The organism is Lysinibacillus sp. GbtcB16 (assembly GCF_019091145.1).
Lineage (GTDB): Bacteria > Bacillota > Bacilli > Bacillales_A > Planococcaceae > Lysinibacillus > Lysinibacillus fusiformis.
On record NZ_JAGXJV010000226.1, the window covers coordinates 1 to 322 of the forward strand.

Here is a 322-nt window from a genome sequence, read left to right on the forward strand (position 1 = left end):
TACAAATAAAGAACGTAGTACTGCAAAACGTGGAGCGCCAAAAGGGAACAAAAATGCAGTAGGTAATAAAGGTGGTCCACCTGCTGGAAATAAAAATGCTGTTGGTCATGGTGCACCAGTAGGTAATGATAATGCTGTTACGCATGGCTTATTTAGAAAGTACCTTCCTGCAGAAGTATTTGAACTTAAGACAGAATTGGCCCGAGCTTTTCAGAATGATCCAGTATCCATGATTTGGGAGAGTATTTTACTGCACTATTCCAATATCATTTACTCTCAGAATATCATGTTTGTACAAGACAAGGATGATACTACACGAGAG

The 322-nt window shown here is 39.1% G+C and carries 1 pseudogene; it reads left to right on the top strand.

Annotated features, from left to right (window positions below):
* Nucleotides 1-322: pseudogene (locus KVT27_RS24095) on the top strand (phage terminase small subunit); the annotation flags it as partial.